Raw genomic sequence first — 20,702 nt, 5'->3', positions numbered from 1 at the left:
GCCTTGCTGCGGGATGCGGACTCAGCGGCGCGAAAACGCCATGCACCACCCGTGAGGACTGATAGGGCCCTCCAGGATCTTGCAGGTGCCAGTATCGGAATCCGGTGCTGTCGAGGGCCTGAATGAACTACAGTCGGAGCACGAATGCCCATCCTTAGGGCTCTCCTGGTAGTGGAGCATCCCCTTCGTCGCGGAAGCGGACTTGGCGGCTGGCGAGTGAATCGCGATCGGAATCAGAGCAATGGATCCGAGCATGATGGTGCCGCGACGAAGCAAGTTTCGGCGGGACAACGGTATGATTTTCTTCACGGTGTTTCCTCCCTGATACAGGCTTAGAACATGAACCACGCATAGAAGAACAGGGTGTTGTTATCCGCTGCGCGTCTGAGCGTCGAATCGTAGTTCGAGTGGCTACCATTGAACTTGGTATAGCCCGTATATTGCAGACCAAAACGCACGTTCATTTGCGGGTCCCAGGCAAATTTAAACTTCGGCCAATAGTTCAGCTCGACGAGATAGCCCGTCGTATCCGGCTTGCCCGTTGTCGTGCCAAACCTGGCGAAATCGGCGTCGCCTGTCACCTTGAATGCACCGGCGGTAATGCCATAGGTGCGGTCGAATAGATAGGTGATCTTCGCTCGGGTCGAACGCAGGCTCGAGCTGGGATTGTCATTGCTCCCGTTGGGAAAGCCGGATCGCCAGTCGGTTTTTTCGTTGATCATGGCAGCCTGCGCGCTGATGATGTGGCGATCATCCTTGCTGAAGAACTGGTATTGGGCATCGAATCCAAGATCGCGAAACCGGTCTGCGGGTGTTCCGCCGCTGTCCGGCACTTCGACCGAGGCAATTGTTCCAAAGTGACCGATCATGAAACTCTGGTGTTCATCGCCGATGGTATAGGCGATTCGCCAGTACGGATTGGCACCAGAGAGTGAAACTCTTTGACTATCCGGGGTGCCCGCGCGCAAGACAGAGAGTGCCCCTTTTGCCGTTTGATATGAGGTCGCCTCAAGGTATAGGGAATCCAGCACGTGCGCATAGGCACCAATCCCCGCAACCCGGGCACCCGACTCCAGGAACGTTAGTGTGCCTCGGCCCGGGGCTGCGATGCTCGGGCTCCAGTACGGAAAGCTCCAGGCCGGTGCCGTATTGAAAACGTCCTGAACGGTGGGGTTGTTGTGCAATGTCAGGCCGACAATCGTTGGCTTTTCTTCCGACCCGAACATTTTCACCACACGTAGATCCGTATTGTCGAGCGCACTGTGCCCGGCGAACGTCTGGTTATCCGTGGTGCTGATATTGTTATAGGTCCACTGGATGAAAGCACCGGCGTTGTCCGTGATCTTCCCGCCGGAGAACAGGCTGATGGCTTCCGCAACAAACTCGTTGTTCTTGCCGTAGAGCTTATCGCCGGTCGATTTGTCGGTGTTGTCGTTGATGGAGTTGCGCGAGAAGACTGCCATCAGCGCTAGCGGAACCTTCTCGCGTTCACCCAGCGTGTATCCGCCAAGTTTGAATTTCCGTCCGAATGGTGTCAGCTCAGGATAGATCGTGTGACAGGACGCGCAATTCAGGCCGGTTTGCCTGGCAAAAAGCGGATTGGCCTCTGTCCGCGGAATGAAGCCAAAAATGACGATCAGCCAAAGCGCAAGCACGGGGCTTCTAATGACAGCACAGAGGGTCTTCATTGCGGTTCTCCCGTCGGCCTTCCGCTCGGCTTCAGTCTTACAGAAAACTCTAGGTCAGCCACGCGCAGTCGTTAAGGGGGAGATCTACTCCTGCTCGCTTGGGTGCATCCATCCTTCGCTTGGGATAGAGCGCATCGCGAGCGCGCCCTCGCGCGAGGGCGTAACGGGATGGGATGGTTTGCCCTACCACAGCTGTAGGGAACCAACCCATGCCGTATCTCATTGCTCATCTGCACAATGCAGTCTGGGGGATCTCCAGATGCGTGCTCGCGTGTTGCCGCCCTTGCTGAGAGTTGGCTTTTTCATTGCGTCCTTCGCACTGGGCCTGGCTTGCCCGCGCATGGCAAAGGCCCAGATATTCGGCGCCGTCGGTGCCGATGGATCGATCATGCTGACAGACAGACCGGGCAATCCGGCGCTGCACCTGGTTGTCACTTCCAGCGAGCCGCCAGCGCGGGGTGCAAGAAAGGACAATGCCACCGGTGCTTCCGCGACGATGGATTCCGCTCAGTATTCCGAGATCATCGCCGAGGCGAGCCGCGATGCCCGGGTGCCACCGGAGCTGATAACGGCGGTGATCGTGGTCGAATCCGGATACAACCCGAACGCGGTGTCCAAGAAGGGAGCGCGTGGCCTGATGCAGTTGATGCCAGAGACCGCCAGGCGGTTTTCCGCGGGAGACATCCTCAATCCCCGCGACAATGTGTTGGCCGGCGCCAAATACCTGCGCTTTCTCCTGGATCTGTTCAGAGACGATGTTGAGCTGGCACTGGCGGCGTACAACGCGGGAGAGAATGCGGTGATCCGGGCGGGCTATCACATCCCGGCGTATGCGGAAACGCAAAGCTACGTGCCGATGGTGATGGCGCACTACCGGCGCTTGAGCGGTAGCAGGAGCCCCTAGGCAGCGGGTGCGCGCGCATGGCGCTCGGAGCGATTGATAACCCGCTTCTCGCCTCCCGCCGGCGGGCCGGAGGCGCCTGTCGTCCCTATTGCTGAATCGTCGCGCGTTGCATCTGGGCACTGATGAACCCGGCGCTCGCGTTCTTGAGGGCGAGCACTTGCAACTGCTGGCGAATTGCGCCCTTCATCTGATCGAATGTCGGCACCCGGGTCGCACGCTTGGCTTCCAGCTTGACGATCACGCGGACGTTATCGACGGCAATCGGCGCGGGCGTAACGCCGCCGGCGGAGAGTTGCGTCACGGCCTGCGCGACCGCTAGCGGCACACCTTGCGTCTTTCCCTCGGCCGCGGGCGTTTTGAAACTGACCCATGGCATTTCACCACCGTCTTCCTTGCTCGAAGCAATGCTGTACTCGCGCACGAGCGCGTCGAAGGCCGCACCTGAGCGCAATCGTTCAAGCACTTTCGCTGCCGTAGCATCGTCAGCCACGGATAGAATCCGCAGCTTATACTCCTCGTCGCCCATCAAGCCAACGATCTCGTGGTAGCGCGCGTTGACCTGCGCGTCGGTGATCGGCTCGGGATGGATGTTGTCCCGCAAGTAGAGTTCTGTCTCCGCAGCAACCTTGCTGGCATTGACCGCTTCCTGTACCGCCGGCTTCATGCCGTAGTTCTGCTTTTCGGCACCCTGGCGCAAGACCTCGCGCGCAATGAGTTCCTGCTTGAACAGCCGGCGCAGCTCGGGCGTATCCGGCTGACGCGCCGCGCGCATGGCGTCGCCGAGCCGCGCTAGCGGAATTGCCACGCCATTCACGATCGCCAACGTGTCCGTTGGCAAGCTGCCGCCTTCCTTGCTGATGGCCTGCTGGGCGAAAACGGGTGCTGCTTGGCCAAGCGCGAAGGCGATGGAAACGGCGATGACGGTCAAGGCATTCGTTTTCATTTGCATCTCCCGGTTGCGTGTCGTCAACAAGATCGCTGCCGTGGGTCGAGGGATGGCAGCGGCACGCCGCGGCGCTTGATTCCTCCCGGCCTTTGCATTTTGCTGGTGGCCGGTCAAGCTCGCCATGGGTCAACACCCTACAGATGAGGTAGGGCTACCCACCAAGGAGCCGCATCGTACAGGCGATGAATGATGGGGGGCGTGATCCGCACCGCCTTGCATTGGGGGATCTTGCCCATGCCTTTTGGCGTGGATTACCACTGTTCTTGTTACCCGCTTGGCCGAGCATAGTGATAGAAGCCCGGGACTGGCGTCGCCTCGCTTCGCCCCCGGATGTCCCGGGCCGTTATTGAATCGCTGAGGGAGACCATCATGAACAAGCTCACCGCCGCCGCACTTGCTTGCAGCTTGGCGTTCACAGCTGCAGGCGTTCTTGCTGCCGATGACACGGTTGGCGACATCGCCATCAAAAGCCTGATGAATCACGAAGTCACGGCCCAGGAAGGAGCTCCGAGCGATGCGGAGAACAACCGTGGCATGGCTGCGGAGCCGATGAAGGACGAGCCGGCGAGTCCCGACAGCATGAGCGAGCAGCAGATGAAAGACGAGCCGATGAGCCACGACAGCGTGGCCGACGATGGCGCCAGGAATCCGACGGAGCAGTAGTCCGGATCGCTGATGGCGAGGCGCCTGCGCAGCTTGCCCAGATCGTGCCGCTATTCCGGCCCGGCCTTGAACTGGTCATGACGCGAGGCCTTTCTCTCTCGGCACAAGCAGAACACCCAGGCCTTCAGGGACAGCTAGCCCCGTGTGCCAAGCGCCTTGGCGCGTACCGTTGCTTGCCGCACAGAGTGCCGGGCGTCCACGGCATTGCGCGTCAAGCGCCGTTTGGGCCGATGCATGGAACGTCCGCATTCGCTATATGCAGGCCAACCGTGACGTTATTGTATTAGCGGCAATGCATTGAGCTTGTGTTTGAATGGGTTGTGCCGAATACAGCCCTAATCCATCTGGGTGGTGTATCTCCGTGAATTTAGTTCCTAGCCTTGTATTACAGAAAGTTACGAAACGCGAAGACCAGCTGGGAGAGGTCATGATGAGCAAGCGCCGGGAGGGCCGCACCGACCTGCTGCGACATCTCCATGTCAGCGGAGAATCGTGCCGAAGCCATCACCATCTGGCCACCAGGCGTTGTGGGCGCGGCTCCTCGTCAGGTCCCTTGATTCCGAGTGGGTGCTGGCCGGCCAATGCTCCGCGTGCGCGCCACAGCGGCAGCCTAAGGCGTACCTGCATCGTTCAGACCAAGCGCATAGCGAGAATGATCGCGTGACGCAGCACGGTTTCGCGCCCCGTCCCCCGGAGGGCACTTTTTTCATGCCGGCGGCACTTACGGCCGCACATTGTTTCAAGCCATGCTTTATAGGAGATTATCGCTGATTTTGGCAAATCGCAACAATGAATAACAGAAGAAAATAGGGTGGTAAAGGGAGGGGGAAGTGAATATAAAATATAATGTTCTGATCGTCGAAGATCATCACCTTCTACGAAGCGGCCTACGCTCGATGGTATCCGGCATCGGCGAGTTCAATGTCGTCGGTGAGGCGAAAGACGGCAGAGAGGCGTGTCATCTTGCTATCTCATTGAATCCGGACCTGATCCTGATGGATTTATCGATGCCCGGCATGAATGGAATCGATGCGATCTCCGCGATCCGACGCCGAACGCCAGCCGTTCGGATCATTGCGCTCACTGTTCACCAAAGCGACGAGTACGTCCGGGAGGCGCTGCGCGCTGGAGTGGACGGCTACGTCTTGAAGGATTCTTCATTCGAAGACCTGGTTTTTGCGATGCATGCCGTCATGCAGGGCAAGAAGCATCTGAGTTCGGAAATGTATGGAAACCTGGTGGAATCGTTTGTTAGCGGAAATGACCATTTGGCTTCGAATAAGAATGCGTGGGATGTGCTTACGGCCAGGGAACGCAGCGTCCTGAAGCTCGTTGCGGAAGGACGATCCAATAAGCAGGCTGGGCAATACCTGAACCTCAGCCCAAAGACCATCGAGAAGTATCGTGCCAGTCTGATGCATAAGTTAGGGATCACAAATCTGACTGGGCTGGTTCTGATCGCAATCAACATGGGCCTGATCACCTCCCTGGCCAAGCGATACTATGATCCGAATCGCAATGAAGACCCGCCGCTGACGCATGCACATGAAGCGCCCAATGACAGCGCGAGCAGCGCCGATGACGTTCGGGATGGCCAGTCCGGCAGCACCGCCGGAAACGAGGATCGGCTTGGTTGTCCTCGTCGCGACGCTCAAGAGTAGGTTGGTTGGGGTGGGCGGCGTGCATATGGCCGCCCGCACAGCTTGCACAGTTTGCGTGGCAACGAGGTACATGTCCGGACCACAAGCCGATGCAGGGACGTTGTCGTTGTCCCGCGGCGGATCAGGCTCTCCACGTTGCCGAGACGAGGGTCCCGCTGCACTCGCTTGACTGGAGCGAGAAACTTCCGCCATTCGATTCGACCCGCTCTTGCATCCCGATCAGGCCCAGCCCCGAGAAGGACGCGTCGTCGGCCGAAAGGGGAAGCTGCTCGAAGCCGATGCCGTTGTCTTGTATCGTTAGCAGGATGTCGCTTGCGTTGCGTTGCAATGTCACCCTGATCTCGGTCGCCACCGCGTGCTTCACGACGTTGTTCATTGCCTCTTGCGCCACCCGGAACATATCCGCTTTGAGACTGTCCGGAATCTCGTCTTCCCTGACCCGGCAATCGAAGATGACGACAACCTTCCCGCTGCCGCGCTCTATCTGCCTGCACAGGGATGCCAACGCGGGGACCAAGCCCAGATCATCAAGCAGCCTGGGGCGTAGTTCGTTGCAGATCTGGCGCACCTCGCCGATGGTTTCACGGATACGCAGTACCGTGGTATCAAGTAACGCAACGGCCTCCTCGACGTTGCCGCGCTCGATGCGCAGCAGTGAGTCTTCAACCATCAGCTTGATCAATGTCAGTGCCTGCCCGAGGCCATCGTGGAGCTCCGAGGATACCCGCTTGCGCTCTTTCTCCTGTCCGATCATCAGGTGCGTGTAGAGGCGACGAAGGTCCGATTCAGGACGGCTCAGCGCTTCGATGCTGCCATTTTGCAAAATGACGGGTTCCTCGAAGACAACCAGGAACGCGCTGAAATTGCCCTCGCTATCCGCAATGGGTTGTTTGTGCAACAGGATATCGGTGTCCCGGCCTCCTCGTCCGCGCAAGACCGCACCAAAGGAGTGAAACGCACTTGATGCACTGCCGGAGAATCCCTCGCTAACGCGTTTCTGATCGCTGTCCTGAACCAGTTCGACAAGCGATTTGCCTATCAAGTCCGCAATCGAATAGCCAAACATCGCCGCGGCGCTGCTGTTCGCCGACAAAAAACGTCCGCCCGGCGCGAGAATGGCCAGAGCGGTACCGTGAACATCTGTTATCGCGCGCAGGACCCTGTTGCTCGAATCGATCGCGGCCATCATCTTGCGCATTGCATCGGTGACGTTACGCAGTTTCAGATGCTCTCCTCCGTGGGGAGTGCTTGCGCTCATCGGAACTCCTAAAGTGCTGCTGCGGCCGCGGTCCGCGCGAGATGGACGGAAAGCGCCAGTCACCTCCTTACGCAATGGCGATGTCCAGGAACACGGAACGACGCCGCCTAAGGGCATTTCCCTTCAGGTGTGTCTTATTGTATGTACCCGGAAAGCCAAATGCCAATACGGCTCATTGCCGTAGCAATGTGGAGGGTCTCTACCCATGTCGTTCGGCGGGTATCCCTACTTCTTTCCCATCGTTCGCTAGCCAAGAATGAGAAAAAGGCCGCGGCTGGGCCGAGGCGATCGTCCCGAGGGCGGGGGGTTTTCCATGCGCATCGATACGCAACTGAAGAATTTGGGGCGAACCAAGGGCTTCACGCTGCTGGAACTGCTGGTCGTCCTGGTCATCATCGGCTTGCTGGCAGGCCTCGTTGCACCAAAGTACTTCGCTCAACTCGGTAAGTCAAATATCAGCATCGCCAAGGCGCAGATCAGTTCCCTGGGCAAGGCGCTGGACCAGTATCGCCTGGATGTGGGGTCCTACCCGACCACGGAAGAGCGGCTTGAAGCCCTGGTGGCAAAACCACAGAACGAGCCGCGCTGGAGCGGGCCCTACCTGGAGAAGGCCGTGCCGCTGGATCCATGGGGCAGACCCTATCAATACCGCTCGCCAGGCGAGCATGGTGACTACGATCTGGTCTCCTTCGGAAAGGATGGCCAAGTTGGAGGCGATGGCGAGAACGCGGATGTCACGTCCTGGTAAGCGTGCCCTGCCTGCGAAGAGGTAGCGCGCTGGTTGTATGGCCCGACAGGGAGAACGAGGTGAAGTACCTGATGCGCGTCTTTGATACCTGCGGCGAGGTGCAGTCAATCCACATCGACAGCGACTCGCCGGCCAGTGCGGCCGCAACGGCGCGCTCGCGCGGGCTGCGCGTGGTATCGATTCGGCAAAGCGCCGGCGCCAAGCGCGGGCCTGGCCGCTGGACGGCGCTGCAGGTAACGAAGTTCGACGTCGAGTTGTTTGCAAGAGAGCTGGCCGCTTTGCTGGACGCCGGTGTTGGCGTGATCGACGCTTTACGCACGCTGGGCAGCAATGAGGGCCGCGATGCCTCGGCAAGAATCTACCGGCAACTGCTAAGGCAACTGGATGAAGGCCACGCATTGTCCGCCGCGCTCGAGCATGCGGAGGATGTCTTCCCGACGGTCCTGATAGCCTGCGTAAAGGCCAGCGAGCAAACTGGTGGCCTTGCCGAAAGCCTGAAGCGCTATTCGCGCAATAGCGCCACTCTGCGAGAATTGCGTGCCCGGGTGGTTTCCGCGGCCATCTATCCGTCCGTCCTGATGGCAGTTGGCCTGGCCGTGGTTTTCTTCCTGCTGGCTTTTGTCGTCCCGCGTTTCGCGAACCTGCTCGAGAACAGCGGCCGCGAACTTCCGCTGCTGTCGCGATGGCTGATGGCCTGGGGCGGCTTGGTCCACGCGCACGGGTCTTCGCTGGTAGCAGGCTTCGCGGTGATTCTGCTGGGATCGATCGTTGTGCTGCGCCGGCAGGGCGTGCGCGACTGGATTGCCGATCGCATCCTTGCGTTGCCCGGCATCGGCATGCATTTCCGTATCTATCGCCAGTCGCAGTTCTTCAGAACCTCGGCGATGCTGGTCGATGGTGGCATTCCGGTGGTCCAGGCACTCGATCTCGCCCGTGGCCTGATCGGCCGTGGCGACCGCGTGGCGCTCGCCACGGCGATGAATGCCATCCGGAACGGCGGAAAGATGTCCGACGCATTCCAGGATTGCGGGCTGGCAAGCGCGATTACCTATCGATTGCTGACCGTCGCCGAAAAGACCGGCGGCCTGGGCCCCGTGCTCGACAAGATCGCCGGATTCCAGGAGGCAAAGGTGTCACGGGCCATCGACGTGATCTCGCGATTGGTCGAGCCAATGATGATGATCTTCATCGGCGTGGTCATCGGCGGCATTGTTGTCCTGATGTATTTGCCAATTTTTGAAATAGCCTCCAGCCTCCAATAGGTACGTCATGGATCCGAACGGCGCGAATATGGAAAGAGGGAGCGTTCAGTTCCGGGCCACCCTGCGCGAGCTCGGCGAGCGCCACGGCTCCGGGATACGCGCCCTCGAGGCACTGTTTGCACAACAGCCCATGGGTGCCGACGAGGTTCTCGCGCAACTGGCGGCCGAGTTCAGGATGGTCCCGATCAGTATCCGTGAGCTCCATCAGCTTGAGCCGGAGTTTGAAGTCCTTCCCTTTGTCGAGGCGGCGACCAGGCTGTGCGTAGGGTTCCGGCAGGGAGCCGGCCTGCTATTCGTGATCGCCGACCCGCTGGACACGCGTACACGCAGCTGTGTCGATCAACGCATGCGCGCACGCCCTACCGTGCACTACAGTTGGTCGCTGGCCAGCGTTGGCGATCTGACTGCCTACCTGGCCGCACGTGAAAAGGATGTGCGTGCCCTGGACACGCTCGCTTTCGATGACCCGATACAGCGTACCAACGATCCGTCCGCACTGGCCCTGACGCTACAGGGCATCAGCAGCGACGACAGTGCGGTGGTGCGCCTGCTCAATTCGACGATCTACGACGCATTGAAAATGAAGGCCAGCGATATTCACCTTGAATGCCGGGCGAACGGCCTGGTGATCAAATGCCGTGTGGATGGTGTGCTGACGGTGGTCGGCCGGGCGGAAGGGCGAGGCGTCGCCGACCAGGTGCTATCGCGCGTCAAGGTGATCTCGGAGCTTGATATCGCCGAGCGGCGGGTGCCGCAGGATGGTCGCTTCAAGGCCCAATATGCGGGGCGAGACATCGATTTTCGCGTGTCGATCATGCCGAACCTGTTCGGCGAGGATGCCGTTCTTCGCATTCTCGATCGCTACCAGCTATCGCAGGCGTCGGGTGGCTTGACGCTCGAGGCGCTCGGCTTCCAGGAGGCTGATATGCGCTTCATGCGCTCGGTCGCATCGATGCCGTACGGCATGCTGCTTGTGACGGGGCCCACGGGCAGTGGCAAGACCACCACCCTTTACGCAATCCTGACCGAAATCAACGACGGCCTCGACAAGATCGTGACGATTGAAGACCCGGTTGAGTATCAGTTGGGCGACATCCTCCAGATTCCGGTGAACGAAGCGAAGGGGCTGACGTTCGCCCGGGGGCTGCGTTCGATCCTGCGACACGATCCCGACAAGATCATGGTCGGCGAAATCCGCGATCCCGAGACCGCGCAGATCGCCGTGCAGGCGGCGCTCACGGGGCATCAGGTCTTTACGACGGTGCACGCGAACAACGTGTTCGATGTGATCGGTCGCTTCACCAATATGGACGTCGATCCTTATAGCTTTGTGTCCGCATTGAACGGCGTGGTGGCGCAACGCCTGGTTCGCCAATGCTGCGCCGACTGCGCGATCGAGGAGGCGGGAGACGCGGACGCGCTGGCACGTGCCGGGATCGATCCTGAGGTGGCAGCAGGCTTTCGCTTCCGCAGGGGGCTTGGCTGCGCCGCCTGCCGCGGCTCGGGCTATCGTGGGCGACGCGCCATCGCGGAAGCGCTGCGGATGAACGACGAACTGCGCGAACTGCTGTCGGAGCGGGCACCGCTCGGCCGCATCAAGAGCGCGGCGCTGCGCCACGGGATGGAAACCCTGCGCACCGCGGCGGTCCGGCTGATGGCGAAGGGCGAAACGACCCTCGAGGAGATCAATCGTGTCACGATCGTCGAATGATGTCCTCGCAATCGGGCTGGGCACCTGTGCAGCCGCGGTCGGGGTGCGCCCCACAAGGCTGCAGTATCTGCTGCGCCTGGCGCAGCGCGCGCGCCGCGGGGCAAAAGCTGTCGCCGCGCCGCCGTCCCTGCCACCGGTCATCGAGCACGCCAGCATCGCGATGGCCGAGACACTGCATTTCTCCGAGCAAGGCGCGCTCGACGTCCTGCGTCAGGCGTTGGCGCAAGCCCCCGGTGTTCCTGGACGCGCGACAAGATCGAAGCGCCGTGCGTTCATTGTGCTGGATGATTTCTGGGCCAATCACGGGATTCTGCGGGGCGACTTCCGCACCATGCGCGCGCGGGAGGTCGACGATATCGCACGCAGCTATTTCGCGGAGACATTCGGGCTGGATGGTGATGCCATCATGATCCGCACGGTGGTGCAGCGGGGCGGCAGGGCCGTGTTTGCCAGCGCGCTGTCGAGATCGCTGCACGATGGTATCCGCGATGTCAGCACGGCGGCGAGCGTGGAAGTGCAAAGCCTGATGCTCGGGCTGCCTCAGGCGATGAATCGGGCCCGCCACTGCGTTGACGGTAGTGCTTCGATGCTGGTGGTGGTGGCCGAAACCGTACTGCACGCCGTGCTGATGAACCATAGCCGCTGGGTCGCCTATGGCGCGCATCGTCTGTTTGCCGACGATGTCGACGATACATTGCGGCTTGCGGCCATTGCCGAGCAAGTCTTCGAACGGTTCTCGAATACGCGGCGAGAGGACTGCAAGATCTATCTGGGCGGGATCGACCTTGATCCTTCTGCGTTCGAGCAACGGTTCGCCACCGTGCGCCGCCTGCAGGAGATCGTGTCGAGCGCTTCAGCCCCGCTGCGCTTGATGGGGTTCGCGCTATGATGCCGCCGCTCAAGATCGATTTCAGCCGGCGCCCGGCAACACTGGCGCCGAGCGGCGTCGTGCTGCTAGTCTTGGCGGTATTGATGCTGCTGCTCGGCGCCAGGGCTCTGTGGCTCGCGTATCAGGACAACGATCGTGCCCGAACCGAGTTCGGGATAGCAGCGCGCGAAGAGAACGCCAGTAAGCGCCCGCCCAAGACCGCGCCCACGCCTGCCGCCAAATTGGCTGAAAGGCAGGGCGAGGCGATCCTGCGCGAGCTCACGGTGCCATGGCAGAGCCTGCTGTCCATCGTGGAAGATTATCCTGCCCGCGACGTTGCGCTGATCGGTATTGATCAAAGCCCCGCGCAGAGCCAGATCCGCATCACGGCGGAGGCCAAGGATGCCGACGGGATGATCGCGTACCTGAAGTATCTGCAGGGCAGCGTGCTCCTGCATGAGGCGGTGTTGAGCGGTCACCTGATCGAGACCAACGTGCCCGGGACGCCGGTGCGCTTCCAGATCGTCGCAGTGTGGAGAAAGCCATGACGACCCACCGGCTTGCCGATCTGCTGCTGACGCTGCATTTCGAGATGCGGCGCACATTTGGCGTGCCAGGCCTGCTTGGCGCGCTGGCGCTAGGTGTGGCCGCCGCGACATGGACCGCTATTCCGACCGTGGAAGCGCAGACCAGAGGCTTGCTCGACAGCGCACGGCAGGCCCGTGCTGCGAAAGCACGATATCCCGGCGGCGCTGGCCGGGCGCCGGCCGACGTGAATTCCCTGGGCAAGCTGCCGGCTTTGTTCACGACCTTCGCCGAGAGCGGGAACGACATCGCCGTGATCTTCTCCCAGGCGCGCGAGAGCCATCTGACCCTGGGATCGGCACAGTACCAGATCATGACGGAGCCTGGGGCAGGATTTACGCACTACCAGGTCGTGCTGCCGGTCAAGGACCAGTACGGCACGATTCGCCGTTTTGTTGCATCCGTTCTCAACAGCGTGCCAAACGCCGCGCTGCAGGAGATTCATGTCGAACGGCCAGCGGTGGACGGCAATGTTCTCGAGGCCCGTATCCGCTTCGATCTGATCTATCGGACGAGCCGGCCATGAACAGCGCTTTGGTCAGGAGAATATTGATTGCCGGCACGGGTCTGGCGACCGCCGCATTGATTGGTTGGGACCAGGCGCCGGAGCACCGCGCGCCGGCCGTGGCCTCTGCCATCAGGGCTGCCTATGGGCGCAGCCTGCCGAGCAGGCCGGGCGTTTTGCCCGCCGCCCCTCCGGCTTCGATCGCGCAGGCGCCGCGGCGCCCGCAAGCTGCGGCGAGCGAGTCTGCGGCGCGCCCGGTTGCCGAAGTCGCGCCGCGCGAGCGGCTTGCGGCGTTGCGTGCGCCGCTGTCGCCAGATACGGGCCACGATCCGTTCAGCGTTTTGTCCTGGCTTCCCCCGCCTGCGCCACCGGCCCCGCCCGCTCCGGCCCCGCCCCCTCCGGCACCCACGGCGCCGCCGTTGCCGTTTGCCTATGTGGGCGCGCTGGGTGCGGACGTATCGAAGGAGCAAGTGTTCCTGAGCAGTGGCGACCGTTTGTTGATCGTATCGCTGGGGGATGTGATTGACGGGCAATACCGCCTTGAGGCGATCACGGCAACAGGTGCGACCTTTACCTATCTGCCGCTTAACGTGAAACAGGTCATGTCCACCCAGGGCGAAGGAAAGTAAATGAAATCCCGGTGCAGATCGGACGCTGCCTGCAGAGTAGAGCGCTGCGACGCGTCCCTCAGGTCAATAGCCGCGTCAGGTTGCACGGCGCCTCGCGCGTCTTATGCCAGCTACCACGCGCGTCGATTCAGTGCGGCGCTGATCGCGATGGTGCTCGGTGGCTGTGCGGTGGAGCCAGGCGCGCTGCGTAACGCAAGCGTTCGCCAGCCCACCGATGCGCAGATACAGCTGAACTACATGCACGAACGCAACGGCCAGATGAATGCGATTCTGGATGAAGTGGATCGGCTGCGAGCCAGCTACCAGTTTCATGAAGCCGTGCTGAAGCTCGATGAGGCGAGCAGGATCGATCCCACCAGCGAGCGAGGGCGGAAGCTGGGCGCGGCGCTACAGATCGATATGCGCGATCTTGTCATCCTGGCGGAGGTCCAGCGGATGCTTGAACGCGGCTCATACGACAGCGCGGCGGAGCGTGTGCGTGAGGTGCTTGCGGAGAATCCGACCAACGTCCAGGCACAGCAGATGATGAGGCTGATCGAAGACAAGCGGCGGCAGCTGCGGGCCGCGCGCGAGGAGAAAAGCGCGGCCGCGTCGATCATGCGTACGCCGGTGACGCTGCAGTTTCGCGACGCGAACGTGCGGATGGTCTTTGAGGCACTGTCGCGCACGTCGGGCTTGAATGTCATCTTTGACCGTGATGTGCGCACCGACCTCAAGACGACGATCTTCGTGACCAACGCCGCGATCGAGGACGCGGTCAATCTGATTTTGTTGCAGAACCAACTGGACAAGAAGGTCCTGAATGCGAACACGCTCTTCATCTATCCAGCCACGCCAAACAAGCAACTGGAGTACCAGGAGCTGAAGGTCCGAACCTTCCAGTTGTCGAACATCGACGCCAAACAGGTGCAGGCCTTGTTGAAGAGCTTGCTGAAGATCAAGGAGATCGTGATCGACGAACATGCCAACACCCTGTCGATTCGCGGAACGCCCGACACCATTCGGCTCGCGGAACAGCTGATCGCCGCACAGGATCTTCCCGAACCCGAGGTCATGCTGGAGGTTCAAGTCCTGGAGGTCTCGCATGAACGGCTGACGGACCTGGGAATTGCATGGCCGAACAGCTTCACGATGGCCACGCCAAGCACGGCGTCCACTTGGGGCGCCCTGCACACGCTGCCGATCAACCAGCTGGTGGTCAGCGGGCTGTCGGCGACGGCGAATTTCAAGCTGACGGATACTGACGCGAACCTGCTTGCGAGTCCTCGCATCCGTACCCGTAACAAGGAAAAAGCAAAGATCCTGATTGGCGACAAGGTGCCGGTGATATCGAGTTCGAGCACCCCGAGCACCAGTGGTCCGTCCTATGCGCAAAATATCCAGTACCTGGATGTCGGTATCAAGCTTGAGGTTGAACCGCAGGTCTACCGCGACGACGATGTCGGCATCAAGATTAGTCTCGAGGTCAGCAACATCACGAAGACAATATCGAGCAGCAACGCGCAGACCGGCCTCAGCTCGCTGGCTTACCAGATCGGCACGCGCAGCGCATCGACCAGCCTGCGTCTCAGGGATGGCGAGACACAGGTGCTCGGCGGCCTGATTTCGGATGCCGACCGCACCACGGCGGACAAGGTGCCTGGCCTGGGCCAGTTGCCGGTGCTCGGGCGCTTGTTTTCGGATCACAACGGCGACCACGTCAAGACGGAAATCGTTTTGCAGATCACCCCGCACATCATCCGTCCTCAACGCGTCGCGGATGCCGATACGCGTGAGATCTGGTCCGGCACCGATGCCAATGTGCGCACCGAGCAGTTGCGTCTCGATCCCGCCAGCGCCCCCGCGCCCGCAGTTGCCGCTCCCATGGCGCCGGTCAAGCCAGGCAGGGTTGGCGGCGGAACCGTGGCACCCGTGGTGCCCGTGGCACCGGCGAGTGTCGGCGGTGCGGCCATTGGAGAGGGAACACCTGCTGCCGCGGGTGGCGGCGCCTCTCCGCCCGCGCCTCCTCCGGTGCCGCCCAGAGGCTCGCTCGGGCAGGCTCCCGCGGCGCCGCGGACAACCCCGCCGGTGGATCCGTATGCGGGGAGGTTCCCGGCGATCCAGGCCGCGCCGGCGGCACCGGTGGCGGCGGCGCCTGCTGATGCGAACGCGGTCGTTCCGGACGCGACCGGCACGGCAGGCGCGACGCAGGTGCCTGCACCCGCGGCAGGGCCATTTCCTGCGCCAGCCTCAATCCTGAAGATGCCGCCCGGCGACATGTCCAGCGACAACCCACTCTATCCGGTCCCCAACGGGACGCATTGACTCATGACGCTCCAGGCCCAGTCTGCACGTTGCCGCGGCCGTCCGCTCCTTCATGGCCGCGGTTTCACCTTGATGGAGCTGGTGGTAACGCTGGCACTTGTCGGCATTGTCGCGCTGGCGATCCTGCCATTTTCCGAATTGATGGTGCAGCGTGAAAAGGAGCAGGAGCTAAGGCTTGCGTTGCGGCAGATCCGTACCGCGCTGGACGCCTACAAGGACGCCAGTGACTACGGGTCGATAGAAAGAGAAGTCGGTGCTTCCGGCTATCCGCCGACACTGACCGTGCTGGTGACCGGCGTCAAAGACGCGAAGGATCCGAAGGCCGGGCTGCTGATGTTCCTGCGCAGCGTGCCGCGCGATCCGTTCTTCAACGGTGACGCCTCCACGCCGGCGGAGGACACCTGGAACTCGCGTGCCTACGGCAGTGTGGCGAGCGGCCCGCAAGGCGGCAATGACGTGTTTGACGTGTCATCCAAGACTGACCGCCTTGGTCTCAACGGCATTCCCTACAAAGATTGGTGAGGCCCATGATGAAACCCGCTCGCAGCCGCAGGCTCCATGGGTTTACCTTGATCGAACTGATGGTCGTGATGGCGATCATCGGCTTGCTGCTGACCATTGCGCTACCGCGCTACCTTCGCAGCATCGATCGTGGCAAGGAGCAGGTGCAGCGGCAGAACCTTGCCGTAATGCGGGATGCGATCGATAAGTACTTCGGTGACAATGGCCAGTATCCGGAGAATCTCGACGAACTGGTGCTAAAGCACTATCTGCGCAGGGTCCCGGAAGATCCGGTCACGGGTGGCACCAGCTGGACGGTCATCGCGTCGCCGGATACGGACAAGGCCGGCGTCTATGACGTCGCGCCGGCGAGCGAAGCGGCGGCGGTGCCGGCCGCTGCCGTGGTGCCGGAAAAATGAACCGCCTTCGCTGTGTGCGTCGTTCAAGGCGGCATCGCCAGGGCGACGGCGCCCATGGCCTGGTCCTGCTGACGCTGCTGATCGCCCTGATCCTTGTTTCCGTGGCATTGCTGGGCGCGCTCGACGTCTGGGCGCTGCAGCGGCAGCGGCTGCAGGAAGAGGAGTTGCTGTTTGTCGGCAACCAGTACAGGCTGGCGATCCAGCGTTACTACCAGGCGGGCCGGACTCTGCCGGCATCGGTCGACGACCTGCTGGAAGACAAGCGCTTTCCGGTGCCGCTACACCATCTGCGGCGTGCTTACCCGGACCCGATCACCGGGAAGAACGACTGGCTGTTTCTCCGCGACGGCGACCGTATCTACGGTGTGTATAGCAAGTCCACGGCGCCCGCGATCAAACACGCGAATTTCCCCCGGCGCTATGCGGATTTCGCCAACGCGAAAACCTATGGCGAGTGGCAGTTCCTTTATCTGCCGCCAGGTCGCCGAAGCCGCGCGAGTAGTGCTATTCCGAGTACGCAGGATTCGATCGGACAAGCCGACGCAGCTGCCCGGCGCACAGGCGTGAACAACGCCTCTCCATTTAGTCCAAACGGACGGTCCAGATGATATCGCCGGCGCAGGGAAACCTTCGATGGATTGCCCTACCGCATCAGTAGGGTGTTGACCCATGCAAACCTGCATCGGCGTTATCCACAATACAAGCGTGGGGAGAGAACCGCAGAATGGGCGTCCCCGAAACGAGACGGTTGAAGGGGCGTTGCGCTACTTCGTTCATCGGGCCGGGGACCAGGGCCAGGGATTTTACAGGCCCAGGGAGTTTGCTTATCCCGGCGCTGGTGGCGCGCTTTGCATTGATCAGTGATGACCGGCAAGGACGGGTGTCGTTGCCGCAGGCGTGGGAATTGATGTCCTACGGGAATTGCGCTGGCTGACCCGCAGGAAGGAGGTTATATGTTTAGTACTCGCATATATCGCGGCGGCCTGTCGGCGCTGGTTTTGCTTCTCTTCGCTCTACCTGCGGCAGCCCAGTCATTCCGGGTTCAATGTCCTGAAGAAACGCCGCTTCATCCAAAGTCGGCCACAGGTGTGATCAGCGATGGAATCAAGTGTCAGCAGATCTCCGGTGGTGACGGCTACGCAACGATGGGCGATGGCACGCAGACCTACTTGTTTGCCTTCGGTCCACTATCGGGCCTCACTGATATCAAGAACGGCCTCCCGGGAACGCAGAAGGCGTCCGTGTTTCGCACGCCAGAAGATCCGAATGGCGCGATCGGCCTTGTCCCGGATCCGAATGCCGGTGGCGCCATCACGGGACACGTCGATGCGCGGGCGATCATGGATGTCGGCGTCATGAACGGCAACATGCCGGCCCCTACCATGGCGATCGACGAGGACGACGAATTCTTCCTGACCCTGACGAACGTCGGAATGATCATGCGCCCGGACCTGTTCGAGCAGCACACTGTGCACTTCCACGGCTACCCGAATGCATCCTCGTTCTACGACGGTGTGCCGGATGCCTCCGTCGCCATCAACATCGGCGGCAGCTTCACTTACTACTACCTGGCGCCGGACGCGGGAACCTACTTCTGGCACTGCCACATCACCCCGCCGGAGCATCTCCAGATGGGCATGGTGGGTCAGATCTATGTGCGGCCACGCCAGAACCGGGTCCCTTTGAACGGTTCGCTGTACACCGCGTTGCAAGCCCAGCAGAGCGATCCGCGCACGAAGTGCGGCGGCGACATTCTGTGCTCGACGCCGCTGCCGCGCGTGGACAATGGTGCTACCCACCAGCCCAACAAGAGTAACTCACCGACGCTGTACGCCTACAACGACGGCGATGGCACCACTGCCTACGACGTCGAGTACCCGATCCAGATCCATGGTTTCGATCCGAATTTCCACTTCGTCGGCATGACCTTCAACCCGGAGCCATTTACCGACATGAAGGACAAGTACTTCCTTTTGAACGGACGGAGCTATCCGGACACGGTAGCGCAGGGGGCCATGAGTACACAGGTGGCGGATGGCACAGCGCATTTCTCGCAGCCGCTGCCGACCGTTATCAACATTCCACTCGGTGGAAAGGCGTTACTAAGGATCTCGGATCTCGACGTCAGCGAGTTCCAGACGCTGGCTTCACTCGGCATACCGATGCATGTCGTCGGTGTCAACGCGCGATTGTTGCGCGATATGACGGGCAACAATCTGGCCTACGACACGAACTCGATCACACTGGGGGGCGGTGAATCGATCGATGTGATCCTGGACGCAAGCAACAAGAACCTGTACCCGGTGGGATCGACGTATTACCTGTACACGCCGAATCTGGATCACCTTTCGAATGACGCCGAGAACTTCGGTGGCTTGATGACCGAGGTCCACATCTGCAATGTGGTGGACCCGACTACCAAGTCCTGCAATTAGGAGAAGCGCCGTGGGCCACTCTACCAGCAACCCGTGGATTGCGACTTTCGCGCGGCTTGCCTGCGCTATCGTTGCCGTGCTGTTCTGCGTGCCGGTATACGCCGCGGCGCCAGGCATTACGGGGACGAGTTTCGATCTGACTGCCGAGGCGGCGCGTATTAGCCAGCCGGATGGATCCAGCATCTACTCCTGGGGCTACGGCTGCCGTGCCGGCGGCACTGCGCCGGCCGGCTTTTCCCCTGCGGCCATCCCCGGTGCGACCTGTCCTAGCATGCAGATACCGGGCCCGACGCTGATCGTCAGAAAGGGCGATACCGTGACGGTGACGCTCAGGAACAACCTGCCGGCGGCCGCCGGCAATACCTCGATTCTCTTCCCCGGGTTTCAGGTCACCACGTCAAACGGCGTGCCAGGCCTGCTCACCGGGGAGGCCGCGCACGGCGGGTCGGTCACCTATAGCTTCGTCGCAACGACGGAGGGTACCCATGGTTACTACAGCGGCACGCAGGGCGACCTGCAGATAGAGATGGGACTGTATGGGGCCATCATTGTCTTGCCGACCACCATACCTGCTGGCTGCCGGGCCGTCGGCAGCACGCTGCCGGACGGACAGACCGACTTCCGCAACGCGGCGGCAGCCTACACCAACAGCGCGTCGTGCTACGACCGCGAGTACCTGTTTCAGTTCTCCGAGATGGATCCCCGCATCCATTCCCAGGCGGAGCAGCAGGTCGGGACACCGGCCGGGAAGGCGTGCACACGGCCCAACGGCTGCATGACCGTCGAGACCGAACCCTATCATCCAGCGTATTTCATGATCAATGGCCGCTCCATGCCCGACGACATGGATCCGAACTATGCCGTGCAGTATCCGCACCAGCCGTACAACGGCAATCCGCATATGCACCCCGGAGAGCTCGTGCTGCTGAGAATCATCGGTACCGGCCGCTGGCAGCATCCGTTCCATGAGCACGGCAATCATGTGCGGGTGCTGGCCCGCGACGGCAATTTGATACTCAGCCAGACCGACAATGTCTCGCCTGCCGGGCCGCTGCTGTTCACTACGACGACCACACCTGGCGTGGCGATGGATGGCATCTTCTACTGGACGGGCCGAGGTCTCAACTGGGACGTGTATGGCCATGTCGACGGTGGCTTGTACACCGACCCGGCGTTCCCTGCATACCTCGGCAAGCCGGTGGTATGCACCCCGGACGCAAACGGTTACTACACGGCAGACCCGATGGCGCCGAACTACTACGAGTGGTGCCAGGATCATAACAAGGCCCTCGAGACCCATCCGTTCGGCCAGGTCGGCAGTGGCGGCCCTGTAACGCTACCCGATGCGAACATCCTGACGAACGGTACCTGGTATGGCGGCAGTCCCTATCTGGGGCCCGATGCGACGGTCCGCGCTGTTGGGCCTACGGGCACTACGCCGCCCTCGGGCACGATCGCGAATCCTCCGACGAGCGAAGCTGGGTTCGCCTTCATGTGGCACTCGCACAATGAGCGTGAGATCACCACGAACAATATCTTCCCGGGCGGGATGATGATGATGATGCTTGTCGATCCACAAGCCTTCACGATCAACGAAGCCAATTAGAGGTCAGGG

Annotated in this window: 20 protein-coding genes; 16 read left to right on the top strand and 4 right to left on the bottom strand. The window is 61.3% G+C overall.

Annotated features, from left to right (window positions below; all coding sequences use genetic code 11):
* Nucleotides 1-21 precede the first annotated feature (21 nt).
* On the bottom strand, nucleotides 22-180 hold the full coding sequence (locus AC1RQC_RS18230) for a high-potential iron-sulfur protein (RefSeq protein WP_492376462.1): 159 nt from the start codon (nucleotides 178-180) through the stop codon (nucleotides 22-24).
* A gap of 152 nt (nucleotides 181-332) precedes the next feature.
* On the bottom strand, nucleotides 333-1,688 hold the full coding sequence (locus AC1RQC_RS18225; RefSeq protein WP_492376459.1) for a cytochrome C: 1,356 nt from the start codon (nucleotides 1,686-1,688) through the stop codon (nucleotides 333-335).
* A gap of 259 nt (nucleotides 1,689-1,947) precedes the next feature.
* Between AC1RQC_RS18225 and AC1RQC_RS18220 the strand changes: the two genes are divergently transcribed.
* Nucleotides 1,948-2,592 carry a lytic transglycosylase domain-containing protein gene (locus AC1RQC_RS18220; RefSeq protein ID WP_492376458.1) on the top strand — a complete coding sequence of 215 codons (645 nt, stop codon included), beginning with the start codon at nucleotides 1,948-1,950 and terminating at the stop codon, nucleotides 2,590-2,592.
* 85 nt (nucleotides 2,593-2,677) lie between these two features.
* On the opposite strand, the gene AC1RQC_RS18215 is transcribed toward AC1RQC_RS18220, so the two are convergent.
* The gene (locus AC1RQC_RS18215; RefSeq protein WP_492376457.1) at nucleotides 2,678-3,535 is read right to left on the bottom strand and encodes a peptidylprolyl isomerase; all 858 of its coding nucleotides are present in this window, start codon (nucleotides 3,533-3,535) and stop codon (nucleotides 2,678-2,680) included.
* 372 nt (nucleotides 3,536-3,907) lie between these two features.
* Here AC1RQC_RS18215 and AC1RQC_RS18210 point away from each other — a divergent pair, with 372 nt between their 5' ends.
* Entirely contained in the window at nucleotides 3,908-4,201 is a 294-nt protein-coding gene (locus AC1RQC_RS18210; RefSeq protein WP_492376456.1) for a hypothetical protein, read from the top strand.
* Between the two features lie 830 nt (nucleotides 4,202-5,031).
* Complete coding sequence (locus tag AC1RQC_RS18205; RefSeq protein ID WP_492376455.1) at nucleotides 5,032-5,862, top strand: response regulator; 831 nt, start codon at nucleotides 5,032-5,034, stop codon at nucleotides 5,860-5,862.
* 121 nt (nucleotides 5,863-5,983) lie between these two features.
* On the opposite strand, the gene AC1RQC_RS18200 is transcribed toward AC1RQC_RS18205, so the two are convergent.
* Entirely contained in the window at nucleotides 5,984-7,120 is a 1,137-nt protein-coding gene (locus AC1RQC_RS18200) for a PAS domain-containing sensor histidine kinase (RefSeq protein ID WP_492376454.1), read from the bottom strand.
* A 313-nt stretch (nucleotides 7,121-7,433) separates the two neighbouring features.
* Here AC1RQC_RS18200 and gspG point away from each other — a divergent pair, with 313 nt between their 5' ends.
* The 13 genes from gspG (at nucleotide 7,434) to AC1RQC_RS18135 (ending at nucleotide 20,693) form a co-directional block, all read left to right on the top strand.
* A complete protein-coding gene (gene gspG / locus AC1RQC_RS18195) occupies nucleotides 7,434-7,868 on the top strand; it encodes a type II secretion system major pseudopilin GspG (protein ID WP_492376453.1) in 435 nt (144 codons plus the stop codon).
* Nucleotides 7,869-7,927: 59 nt separating this feature from the next.
* Nucleotides 7,928-9,130 carry a type II secretion system F family protein gene (locus AC1RQC_RS18190; protein ID WP_492376452.1) on the top strand — a complete coding sequence of 401 codons (1,203 nt, stop codon included), beginning with the start codon at nucleotides 7,928-7,930 and terminating at the stop codon, nucleotides 9,128-9,130.
* A gap of 7 nt (nucleotides 9,131-9,137) precedes the next feature.
* Nucleotides 9,138-10,841 carry a GspE/PulE family protein gene (locus AC1RQC_RS18185; RefSeq protein WP_492376451.1) on the top strand — a complete coding sequence of 568 codons (1,704 nt, stop codon included), beginning with the start codon at nucleotides 9,138-9,140 and terminating at the stop codon, nucleotides 10,839-10,841.
* Nucleotides 10,842-11,001: 160 nt separating this feature from the next.
* A complete protein-coding gene (locus AC1RQC_RS18180) occupies nucleotides 11,002-11,730 on the top strand; it encodes a hypothetical protein (RefSeq protein ID WP_492884230.1) in 729 nt (242 codons plus the stop codon).
* On the top strand, nucleotides 11,727-12,257 hold the full coding sequence (locus AC1RQC_RS18175) for a hypothetical protein (protein ID WP_492376449.1): 531 nt from the start codon (nucleotides 11,727-11,729) through the stop codon (nucleotides 12,255-12,257). Before AC1RQC_RS18180 ends, AC1RQC_RS18175 begins: the two co-directional genes overlap by 4 nt.
* Nucleotides 12,254-12,820 (top strand): hypothetical protein, encoded by a 567-nt coding sequence (locus AC1RQC_RS18170; RefSeq protein ID WP_492832702.1) that lies wholly within the window; start codon nucleotides 12,254-12,256, stop codon nucleotides 12,818-12,820. Before AC1RQC_RS18175 ends, AC1RQC_RS18170 begins: the two co-directional genes overlap by 4 nt.
* A 23-nt stretch (nucleotides 12,821-12,843) precedes the next feature.
* Nucleotides 12,844-13,428, top strand: coding sequence for a hypothetical protein (locus AC1RQC_RS18165; protein WP_492884228.1), 585 nt, complete (start codon nucleotides 12,844-12,846; stop codon nucleotides 13,426-13,428).
* Nucleotides 13,429-15,732, top strand: coding sequence for a secretin GspD/PilQ domain-containing protein (locus tag AC1RQC_RS18160; RefSeq protein ID WP_492814170.1), 2,304 nt, complete (start codon nucleotides 13,429-13,431; stop codon nucleotides 15,730-15,732).
* Between the two features lie 3 nt (nucleotides 15,733-15,735).
* Nucleotides 15,736-16,254 (top strand): type II secretion system protein, encoded by a 519-nt coding sequence (locus tag AC1RQC_RS18155; RefSeq protein WP_492370957.1) that lies wholly within the window; start codon nucleotides 15,736-15,738, stop codon nucleotides 16,252-16,254.
* 8 nt (nucleotides 16,255-16,262) lie between these two features.
* Nucleotides 16,263-16,652: a type IV pilin protein gene (locus AC1RQC_RS18150; RefSeq protein ID WP_492370967.1), complete on the top strand. Its 390-nt coding sequence runs from the start codon at nucleotides 16,263-16,265 to the stop codon at nucleotides 16,650-16,652.
* A 65-nt stretch (nucleotides 16,653-16,717) separates the two neighbouring features.
* Nucleotides 16,718-17,260 carry a type II secretion system protein gene (locus AC1RQC_RS18145; RefSeq protein ID WP_492370966.1) on the top strand — a complete coding sequence of 181 codons (543 nt, stop codon included), beginning with the start codon at nucleotides 16,718-16,720 and terminating at the stop codon, nucleotides 17,258-17,260.
* 345 nt (nucleotides 17,261-17,605) lie between these two features.
* Nucleotides 17,606-19,087 carry a multicopper oxidase domain-containing protein gene (locus AC1RQC_RS18140; RefSeq protein ID WP_492370956.1) on the top strand — a complete coding sequence of 494 codons (1,482 nt, stop codon included), beginning with the start codon at nucleotides 17,606-17,608 and terminating at the stop codon, nucleotides 19,085-19,087.
* Between the two features lie 10 nt (nucleotides 19,088-19,097).
* Nucleotides 19,098-20,693, top strand: a complete 1,596-nt coding sequence (locus tag AC1RQC_RS18135) for a multicopper oxidase domain-containing protein (protein ID WP_492370955.1) — start codon at nucleotides 19,098-19,100, stop codon at nucleotides 20,691-20,693.
* The last annotated feature ends 9 nt before the right edge of the window (nucleotides 20,694-20,702 follow it).

The organism is Cupriavidus sp. GW822-FHT03E04, assembly GCF_058801495.1.
This window is presented reverse-complemented; position numbering and strand designations above follow the sequence as displayed.

Coding starts and splice junctions, on each gene's coding strand:
- AC1RQC_RS18230 (WP_492376462.1), bottom strand. CDS start 180: ATGCTCCACTACCAGGAGAGCCCTAAGGATGGGCATTCGTGCTCCGAC.
- AC1RQC_RS18225 (WP_492376459.1), bottom strand. CDS start 1,688: ATGAAGACCCTCTGTGCTGTCATTAGAAGCCCCGTGCTTGCGCTTTGG.
- AC1RQC_RS18220 (WP_492376458.1), top strand. CDS start 1,948: ATGCGTGCTCGCGTGTTGCCGCCCTTGCTGAGAGTTGGCTTTTTCATT.
- AC1RQC_RS18215 (WP_492376457.1), bottom strand. CDS start 3,535: ATGAAAACGAATGCCTTGACCGTCATCGCCGTTTCCATCGCCTTCGCG.
- AC1RQC_RS18210 (WP_492376456.1), top strand. CDS start 3,908: ATGAACAAGCTCACCGCCGCCGCACTTGCTTGCAGCTTGGCGTTCACA.
- AC1RQC_RS18200 (WP_492376454.1), bottom strand. CDS start 7,120: ATGAGCGCAAGCACTCCCCACGGAGGAGAGCATCTGAAACTGCGTAAC.
- gspG (WP_492376453.1), top strand. CDS start 7,434: ATGCGCATCGATACGCAACTGAAGAATTTGGGGCGAACCAAGGGCTTC.
- AC1RQC_RS18185 (WP_492376451.1), top strand. CDS start 9,138: ATGGATCCGAACGGCGCGAATATGGAAAGAGGGAGCGTTCAGTTCCGG.
- AC1RQC_RS18180 (WP_492884230.1), top strand. CDS start 11,002: ATGGCCGAGACACTGCATTTCTCCGAGCAAGGCGCGCTCGACGTCCTG.
- AC1RQC_RS18175 (WP_492376449.1), top strand. CDS start 11,727: ATGATGCCGCCGCTCAAGATCGATTTCAGCCGGCGCCCGGCAACACTG.
- AC1RQC_RS18170 (WP_492832702.1), top strand. CDS start 12,254: ATGACGACCCACCGGCTTGCCGATCTGCTGCTGACGCTGCATTTCGAG.
- AC1RQC_RS18160 (WP_492814170.1), top strand. CDS start 13,429: ATGAAATCCCGGTGCAGATCGGACGCTGCCTGCAGAGTAGAGCGCTGC.
- AC1RQC_RS18155 (WP_492370957.1), top strand. CDS start 15,736: ATGACGCTCCAGGCCCAGTCTGCACGTTGCCGCGGCCGTCCGCTCCTT.
- AC1RQC_RS18150 (WP_492370967.1), top strand. CDS start 16,263: ATGAAACCCGCTCGCAGCCGCAGGCTCCATGGGTTTACCTTGATCGAA.
- AC1RQC_RS18140 (WP_492370956.1), top strand. CDS start 17,606: ATGTTTAGTACTCGCATATATCGCGGCGGCCTGTCGGCGCTGGTTTTG.